Annotated in this window: 5 protein-coding genes and 1 pseudogene; 4 read left to right on the forward strand and 2 right to left on the reverse strand. The window is 62.4% G+C overall.

Going from position 1 to position 9,072, the window contains the following annotated elements; genetic code table 11:
- Nucleotides 1-71: 71 nt before the first annotated feature.
- Nucleotides 72-649 (reverse strand): annotated as a pseudogene (locus QN347_RS17925) (IS3 family transposase); the annotation flags it as partial.
- 170 nt (nt 650-819) lie between these two features.
- Complete coding sequence (locus QN347_RS17930) at nt 820-1,740, reverse strand: helix-turn-helix domain-containing protein (protein WP_322159982.1); 921 nt, start codon at nt 1,738-1,740, stop codon at nt 820-822.
- Between the two features lie 47 nt (nt 1,741-1,787).
- Here QN347_RS17930 and QN347_RS17935 point away from each other — a divergent pair, with 47 nt between their 5' ends.
- The 4 genes from QN347_RS17935 (at nt 1,788) to QN347_RS17950 (ending at nt 8,785) form a co-directional block, all read left to right on the forward strand.
- Entirely contained in the window at nt 1,788-4,268 is a 2,481-nt protein-coding gene (locus QN347_RS17935) for a TonB-dependent receptor (RefSeq protein ID WP_322159980.1), read from the forward strand.
- 91 nt (nt 4,269-4,359) lie between these two features.
- A complete protein-coding gene (locus QN347_RS17940; RefSeq protein ID WP_322159978.1) occupies nt 4,360-5,619 on the forward strand; it encodes a gallate dioxygenase in 1,260 nt (419 codons plus the stop codon).
- Nucleotides 5,620-5,621: 2 nt separating this feature from the next.
- Nucleotides 5,622-6,941: an MFS transporter gene (locus QN347_RS17945; protein ID WP_322159977.1), complete on the forward strand. Its 1,320-nt coding sequence runs from the start codon at nt 5,622-5,624 to the stop codon at nt 6,939-6,941.
- A 62-nt stretch (nt 6,942-7,003) separates the two neighbouring features.
- On the forward strand, nt 7,004-8,785 hold the full coding sequence (locus tag QN347_RS17950; RefSeq protein ID WP_323494269.1) for a tannase/feruloyl esterase family alpha/beta hydrolase: 1,782 nt from the start codon (nt 7,004-7,006) through the stop codon (nt 8,783-8,785).
- Nucleotides 8,786-9,072 lie beyond the last annotated feature (287 nt).

Consider the following 9,072-nt stretch of genomic DNA (forward strand, 5'->3'; position numbering starts at 1 on the left):
CGGTGACCGTCCGCCTCTCATAACATCTTCAAGTAAAAGCGCGTTTATGCTCTCGCGACGTTATGCAACAAAGCCGTGTTGGGCCGTCGGTAGATCGCCTCGATCGCCATCTTCTTCATCAACGTTGAGACGTGCAGCCGGCCGACCTTGACCCCTTCGCCGGCAAGCAGATCGCGCAACATCCGGCTGCCCGCGAACGGGAAGTCCATGTGCAGCTCGTCAATCCGCCGCATGATCGCGAGGTCGGCAGCCGAGGTCGGCCTGGGCAGATAATAGACGCTGTCACGGCTGATCCCCAGCTTCCGCGCTTGCCGTGTCACCGGCAACGCGTGCGAACGGTCGATCATCGTTTTGCGCTCGGCAACAGTCCCGCCTTGCCGAGCGCCCCGGATAAAAAATCGTTCACCAGCGTCAACTCGCCGATCTTGGCGTGTAATGTCTTTACGTCGATCGCCGGCTCGCTATGGCTGTCCGACCCGAAAACCCCCGCCGCACTCTCCAGCAACTGGCCGCGCCACGTCGTGATCTGGTTCGGGTGCACGTCAAACTGATGCGCTAGCTCGGCCAGCGTCTTCTCGCCCTTTACCGCAGCTAAGGCCACCTTCGCCTTGAATGCCGGGCTGTGGTTCCGGCGTGTTCGCTTCGTCATACGATCTCCTGTTCGGCAGCCAAGCTGGCCGCGTTCAGGCAGAAACTCCACTTTGCAGCCTGTCCAGATTTACCGAGCCACCTCTCGGCCGAGTGGTTCGGAACGCTGCGACATCTCATCAGGCACTCTGTTTGCTGTCGTCGCTCCCAACCCGTGAACGGTCGCCTCGATTAACCCTGCCGAAATTTGGTCGGCGTCACGCCAAGCAGACGGGTGAAGAAGCGGCTGAAATAAGCTGCGTCATCGAATCCTAGCCCATAGCCAATCTCCGCGATGCTCATGGGGGTGTACATCAGGCAGCGCTTCGCTTCGGCGGCGATCCGGTCGTGCAGGACGGCGAGCGGGGAAAGGCCGATCGTGTCCTTGCACGCATTGCGCAGCTGGCCGGTAGTTACCCCGAGCTGTCCGGCAAGCGCTTCGATATCTGGCTGTGCGCGGTAGCAGGACTCGACCAGCTCCAGGAAGCGATCAACCAGTCCCGCCCGCGCCGACGGCGCGCCGGCCTGCGCGGTGGGGCGATCCCGCAGCATGACAAGCACGATTTGAAGCAGCTGGATTTCGGCCGCGATGCTGCCACCCTTCCGCTTCTCGAGCAGCTCGCCATTCAACGCGTCCAGGTGTCGGGTGATCTCGTAATGTGCGTCGCTGGACAGTGGGAATGCTCCGGCACTTTCTAGCACCGACCGAAGATCGGGTGCGCGCACCAGAAGTTCTCCAAGATAGTTGTTCTCGATCGTGACGACGTGTCCAGCCGCCGGCTGCCCATACCGGAAGCCATGAATCCTGAACGGAGGAACGACCAGTACGCTGGGACTCGCGAAGTGCAACGTGTCGCCATCCAGCGTCATCTCCCCCGCGCCACCCGCGACGAAAACGAGCTGTGTGAACTTGGGATGGGTATGCGGCTCGATGCGCCAGTCGAGCGTGCTGGCGCGCTGGTCCAGCGGCTCGACGTTAACGAACCAGTCGCGGCTCGCCGAAGCGTCGCCGTACAAGGAATACCGCGGCACGCGAACGCCAGTATCACTCAACGCCAGGCGTTGGGACACGGTTTCGCTCGAAATGTGCAAGCGATTGTCAGTTTTTGCCATCGCTCTGGCCTACGCCGATCTGCATACCTGCGCAATCAGAGACCGGCATGATCGCCGGCGAGGGAGGAAGAATGAAAAAGGCTCTTCAGCAAACTTGCGCAGTCATGGCCTTGGTGGCCGGCATTCTTGCAGCAGGTCCGACATTAGCTCAGACCGCACCGCCTGCACTGCCAGACGGCTCGCCGGCGCAACCTGAGCCACAGCAGCCTGCGGGCGATGGCCGGACGACCGTCACCACCACCGCCGCACCCGCTACGGATGCACCGTCTGATTCGCAGGACATCATCGTCACCGCTCTTCGCCGCTCCGAAAGTGTTCTGCGGGTCCCTGCGACGATAGCGGTGATCAGCGGCGGCGACCTCAAGACCGTCGGCGTCAACACGGTCAGCGATCTCCAGAACCTCGTTCCCGGCGTCAGCATCGGTAAGGGAGGTTTCGGCACCAACATCAGCATCCGCGGTGTCACTTCGACCGATCAGACGAGCAAGGGTGAGCTCGGCATCGCTTTCAACATCGACGGAGCGTTCATCGGGCGCGGCCAGGAACAGGGCGTTGCCTTCTTCGATCTGGAACGCGTGGAAGTCCTGAAGGGCCCGCAGGGCACTTTGTATGGGCGCAGTTCGACCGGGGGCGCGATCAACGTCATCACCAAGAAGCCCGAGTTCGATCGTGTGTCGGGTTACGGGCGTGTCGAATTCGGAAATTATGACACCAAGCGTGTCGAAGCGGCGATCAACCTGCCGGTGACGGACACCTTCGCGGTACGCCTTGCCGGCAACGTCAACGATCGCGATGGGTATTTGAAGCCGTACGATGTGTCGGTAGTCGGATCAGGCACCGCAAACGGCAGCAGCGGGCCAACGACCGCGAACCTGAGCCGTGCGAACCTGCCGGCGAAAAACGATCAGAAGGATCGTACCGGCCGCGCATCGTTCCTCTTCAAGCCTACCGACGATGTGACGGCGTCGGTGGTGGCGACTGTCGGTCATATCGGGGGCGTGGGGATCGGCTCGGCGACGCTCGACAACCTTAAGGCGGGCGGCTCGACGGCATCCCGGATCGTTCCAAACTACGTTCCATCGTTTGTCGATCAGAACTTCGTGAACGTGAACGGTCAGCTAAACTGGCGATTGGGCGGCGTGCAGGTCGACCTGCTGGGCAATCAGCAGCACTTCAGCGATCACAGCCAGATTACCGCCAATACCAATCCCTTCAATACCGGAAATGCGACCGCGCCGGGGAAATTTGCGCTCGACGATTATCGCGGGAAGTTCAACACGACGCAATTCGAGGGGCGCGTGTCCAATGTGAACTCAGGCTTTTTCGAGTATGTTGCCGGGGCGAACTATTACAAGGAAAAGATTCGCGAGAGCGATCACAACTGGATTGCTCCGCTTTCGGCGAACGGCGGCTTGAGCCCGACATCGAGTTGGATCAATAACATCGACCCGGTAAACAGGACTGAGCACGAGTCCTCCGGAGTCTTCGCGCAAGTCACGTTGCATCCCACCGAGAAGCTGGGGATCGTGGGCGGCCTGCGCTACACGCAAAATCGTACCACCCGAGTAGGCACGTTTGCGGTCGGGGCCGTGGCAGGATGTACCTATCCCAACGACTGCATCGGCGGCCCGAACAATGGAAACGAGAAGGACCACAAGCTCACTTATCGGGTCGGGCTCAACTATCAGGCCACGTCGACCGACTTGTTCTATGCATCGGTCGCCACGGGCTTCAAGGCGGGCGGCTTTAACGACTTCGACCCGGGCACGGGGGCAGCGGCAGCCTATGGTCCTGAGCAGCTTACCGCTTACGAGATCGGCTACAAGGGCCGACCGTTGTCCCACGTGACGGTATCCACATCGGCGTATTACTATGATTATTCCAAGAACCAGATCAACGGCCTGACGTTGTTTCCGACCGCAACAGGTATTGTCGGCGTTCTGTTTACGCAGCTTGCCCCCGTCGAGATCTACGGAGCCGAAGGACAGATCCAGTATCAGCCCGCGCGTAATACCAACTTCAATGTCGCTGTTGCCTATCAGCACAGCCGGATCATTCAGCTCCAGACGGGTTTTCTGGGGTACCTGACGGGAAAGTTTGCCGATTTCAGCGGCTACTCACTTCCAAACACTCCGAGTTTCGTGGCGAACCTTTCGGCGACACAGGCGATTGATCTCGCAAACGGCGCACAAGTCCGCTTGCGCGGAGCGACAAAGATTAGCTCGAGTTACTATCTTACCGACTATGCAAACGCCGTCCGGTTCCGTCAGGGCGGCTTCACACGGAGCGACATTAGCGTGACCTATGCCACCCCCGGTGACCGCTACACCGTCCAGCTCTTCGCCGAGAACCTCGAGAACAAATTGCAGGGCACGTCGGGTCCCAATGGCTACAACGGCACCTACGGCGGGTTCACCGGAGGAGTGGCATCGGGCGAGGCAAACGGGACCGCGTTTCCGCTGCAGTCGGTGAACTTCGGCGTCTCCACACCGCGCTTTTACGGTATCCGTCTGGCCGCCAAGTTCTGACTTGCCGGTATGCGGTCCGTCGAGGAGGCGGGTCGAACGTCACGACGGACCGCGTCGGCAACGGCACAACTCAAGCCGAAAGACCAAAGACATGGCTCGCATCATCGGTGGCATCGGAACGTCGCACACACCGACCATCGGGTTCGCGCTCGACGCCGGCAAGCAGGGGGATCCCGCCTGGGCACCGATCTTTGCTGCCTATGCGCCGCTGAAAGCCTGGCTCGACGAGAAAAAGCCGGACGTAGCGTTCGTCATCTTCAACGACCACGTCACGTCGTTTTTCTTCGATCACTATTCGGCGTTCGCGCTCGGCGTGGGTGCCGAGTTCGAGGTTGCGGACGAGGGGGGCGGGCCGCGCACGCTGCCCACCATTGCGGGACATCCGGCGTTGGCTCGCCACATCGCCGAACAGCTCGTCGCGGACGAGTTCGACATGTCGTTGTTCCAGCGTCGCCCCCTCGACCACGGCTGTTTTTCCCCGCTCAGCCTTCTGTACGATCACGCCGAGGGTTGGCCCGTGGCGATGATCCCGCTGGCTGTCGGCGTCCTGCAGAACCCTGTTCCGACGGCGCGTCGCTGCTGGAAGTTGGGCCAGGCACTGCGCCGGGCGATCGAGAGCTATCCCGAGGACCTCTCGGTCGCTATCATCGCTACCGGCGGACTGTCGCACCAGGTGCATGGAGCCCGCGCCGGCTTCAACGATCCAGTGTGGGACCATCAATTTCTGGATCTTATCGTCAACGACCCGGAGACGCTGGCGCAGATGAGCCAAGCCGAACTGGCGATGCGGGGCGGATGGGAAAGTTCGGAAGTGGTGATGTGGCTCGTCATGCGCGGGGCCCTTGCCGCGCGGCCCGAGGTGCTGTCCCGCAATTATTACCTACCCTCGATGACCGGCATCGCGACGCTGCTGCTCGAGAACCGGGCCAGCGTCGCAGGCCTGAAGCCGATGGCGCAGCTCGATACCGCGACACTCTCGCTTCCCGCGAGCCAGCCGTTCACGCTGGATGTCAGCGTCGCGAACTACGACCTCAACCGATTCCTCCAGAAAATGGTCGAGCCACGGCACCGCGAGGCATTCCTCGCCGACGAAGAGGGTGCGCTCGCCGCCTCCGGACTGGCATCGGGTGACCAGAATCTGATTCGGCGGCGCGACTGGACGGGGCTTATCGAGCGGGGGGCAATCTTCTTCGGATTGGAGAAGCTGGCCGCTGTGCTCGGCCTACCAAACGCCACGGTCTACGCCGGTATGCGCGGCGAGACTCTGGCGGAATTCCAGGCAAGCCGGAACGCCCCGGGTGCGCTGTATTCGGTCGGCAGCAGCCTCAAGCAGGATCGACCAGCGGAGTGACGATGTCCGCAGCGAGTGTCGATCCGCGAGAGTTGATCGCACGCGAGCCGATGCATGTCCGACAGGTCCTCGCGATCGGCATCGCCACCGCGCTGAATGCGCTCGACGGCTTCGACGTGCTGTCGATCAGCTTCGCTTCGCCGGGGATCGCGAGGGACTGGGGGATCGACCGCGCCGCGCTTGGCCTGGTGCTGTCGATGGAATTGTTCGGCATGGGCATCGGCGCCTTGTTCCTCGGCTCGATGGCCGACCGGATCGGGCGTCGGCCGACGATCCTCACCAGCCTCGTCGTGATGGCCATCGGCATGGGGCTCGCTTCCACCGCAAACAGTGTCTTCGTGCTGTCGATCTACCGCCTGTTCACGGGTCTGGGAATCGGCGGCATGCTCGCGGCGACGAACGCCATCGTCGCCGAATGCTCCAACGCGCGGCGGCGCAACCTGTCGGTCGCGATCATGACCGGCGGCTATCCGATGGGCGCGGTGATCGGTGGATCGTTGGCGGGCTGGCTGCTCGCCGCAACCGGACGCTGGCAATCCGTGTTCCAGTTCGGCGCGCTGGTGACGCTGTTGTTCATTCCTCTGGTCCTCTGGCTGGTGCCGGAGACGATCGCTTTCCTTTGCCACCGGCGCCCGGCGCACGCGCTGGAGAGGATCAATCGAACCCTGGTTCTTCAACGCCGGTCGCCCCTGACGGATCTGCCTGCACGAGACGAAGTCAGGGTCGGGTCGAGCCTGATGCAGCTGTTCGCGCCGGGCATGGCCGCAGTTACGCTACTTCTGACACTGTCGTACTTCGCTCACATGATGACCTTCTACTTTCTGGTGAAGTGGATTCCGAAGATCGTGACAGACATGGGCTTCGCGCCGGCTTTGGCGGGAGGGGTATTGGTCTGGGCCAATGTCGGTGGAGCGACCGGCGCTGTCACCATGAGCCTGCTTACTCAGCGCGTCGGGGTCCGCCCATTGGTGGTCGGCGCGATGCTCTGCGGCGCGGTGGCGGTGGCGCTGTTCGGCCAGGGATTTTCCACGCTATACAGCCTGTCGATCGTCGCCTGCGTAGCTGGTTTCTTTACTAACGGCGCCACTGCCGGACTCTATGCGGTGCTGGCGCAGTCCTTTTCTGCGTCGCTTAGGGGCAGCGGCACCGGCTTCGTCATCGGCATCGGCCGGGCTGGTGCAGCCTCCGGGCCTATTGCGGCCGGACTATTGTTCGCCGCAGGATGGGGGCTCTCCGGGGTCTCTATTGCGCTTGCCGGGGGAACGGCACTGGGCGGGATCGTGCTCGCGCTCGTGCGTTATCGCGAAAACTCCGTCGCCTGATCCCGGCCAGCATAGTGCACTTCGTCACCGGCAAGAACATAAATGAAGAGGGAGACACGCAGATGACGGCAAGACTCATTGCGCCGGGCCGGGTTGCAGCAGCGGCGCTGCTCGTCGTCTTGGCGGCGGCCCTTGCCATCGTGACCGGGCCTGCCAACGGTCGCACCGCACGAGAGACGAGGGCGATCGCCGGCACGACACCCCCCGTGCTCGCCATCGTACTGCCAGCAACCAACTGCGCCGATCTCGCGCGCGTCGATCTTGCCGCGATCGGCGGCGCGGGCAGCAAGATCTCCAGCGCTGTTGAGGGAACCGGCGCGCAGCCGGGCACCGTCTGCATCGTCGAGGGCACGCTGGCTCCGACGATCGAGTTCCGCGTCGAACTGCCAGTCAGGGGCTGGACGCAGCGTTATCTCCAGACCGGGTGCGGCGGGCTCTGCGGCAATCTGCGTATCGACGTGGGCGCGGCCGACGGCTGCCCGATCGTGCAGGCGACAGGTTTCGTCGTCGCTTCGACCGACATGGGCCATTCTGGCATGAGCGCCGAGTGGACGCGCGATCCGCAAAAGGCCGCCGACTTCGCTTATCGAGGCGTAGACCTTACCGCAGTGGCCGCCAAAGCGCTCATCAGAGCGTATTATGGTCGATCGCAGCGCTTTTCTTACTTTTCCGGCTGCTCGGACGGCGGTCGCGAAGGTTTGATCGAGGCGCAGCGTTTTCCGCAGGAGTTTGACGGCATTGTCGCTGGCGCGCCGGCGATGAATTTTCAGGTGCAAAACAGCCTGTACCACGGCTGGCAAGCACGGTCGAACACAGGCACCGACACAAAACCCATCCTTGTTGCGGGTCGGCTCGCGATCCTGCACCGGGCGGTGCTGGCGGCATGCGATCGCCTCGACGGCCAGCAGGACGGCCTGATCTCCGCGCCGGGGCAGTGCCACTTCGATCCGGCGACCACGGTCTGTCGCGCCGGGCAGGATACGACCGACTGCCTGACGGCTGCGGAGGCGGCGGTCGCCCGCAAATTCTATGATGGACCGCACGATCCCGGGAGTGGCGTGCGCCTGACGCAGGGTGGTCCGCAATACGGTTCAGAACTCGCCTGGGCCGACGTCTATGTTCCGCAATCCACGAACCAGCCAATTTTCAGCTCGATGATCGTGAACTCGTCGAGCGGCCTTATTTTTCCGGGCGGGACGCTTGCCACAGCGGACACGCTGACGTTTGACCAGGCCACCTTCGATCGATTGCGCAAACGCCATCCGCTGTTCGACGCAACGAACCCTGACCTGTCCGGGTTCGAAGCACGCGGCGGAAAACTGATTCTCTTCCACGGCTGGAGCGACCCGCACATCTCGCCGATCAACACCATTGCCTATCACGAGGCGGTGCGTCGCCGGATGCGCGGGAAGGCCGACGGCTTCGAGCGCCTCTACCTCATGCCGGGCATGTATCATTGCTCGGGCGGCGAAGGCCCTGCCGAGTTCGACCTGCTAAGTGCCGTGATCGCTTGGGTCGAGACCGGCCGTGCGCCCAACGCGATCCAGACCCGCACGCAGCCCGCCGGACAGCGCAGCAAGTTTGGGCTTGCCGCCAACACGCGCGCCAGCAAGCCAGGCACGAACAAGGACAAGACGCCTTCTGCGGCTATCATTACGGACTCCGGCCCTGCGATCGTTCAGCGGAGCCGCCCGGTGTATCCGTATCCCTACGTCGCGGCCTACATCGGTTCCGGCGATGCAAATATGGCATCGAACTGGATCCGAGGTAAGGCCCTGCCCGTCGAAGTCCCGGCCTGGGCCGGCGCTGATTTCTACAAGCCCTATGCAGGCGTTATACGGTGACTCGTGACAGCCGGTCATGTCAGCAGCCGGATGCCGGCGCCGAACAGGATGACGAGTATGATGTCCAGCAAGGTCGGCAGCACGCTCCGCCAAGAGCTGAAGCTGAGTTTGCGCACTAGGGTTCACTGCACGAAAGTGAGTTTTACGTACGCTAGGGGCGAACGAAATGCGAACGGCGGCGATTGTGGACGTTTCTCGGGCCGCCTTTTTAGATATAGCCTGACTCATTGAGGAGCCGGAAAAGAGGTTGCGTTGTGGTCCGGAAGCGATTCATGTTCCAACATGAT

It is taken from the genome of Sphingomonas sp. 10B4 (assembly GCF_035019905.1).
GTDB lineage: Bacteria > Pseudomonadota > Alphaproteobacteria > Sphingomonadales > Sphingomonadaceae > Sphingomonas > Sphingomonas glacialis.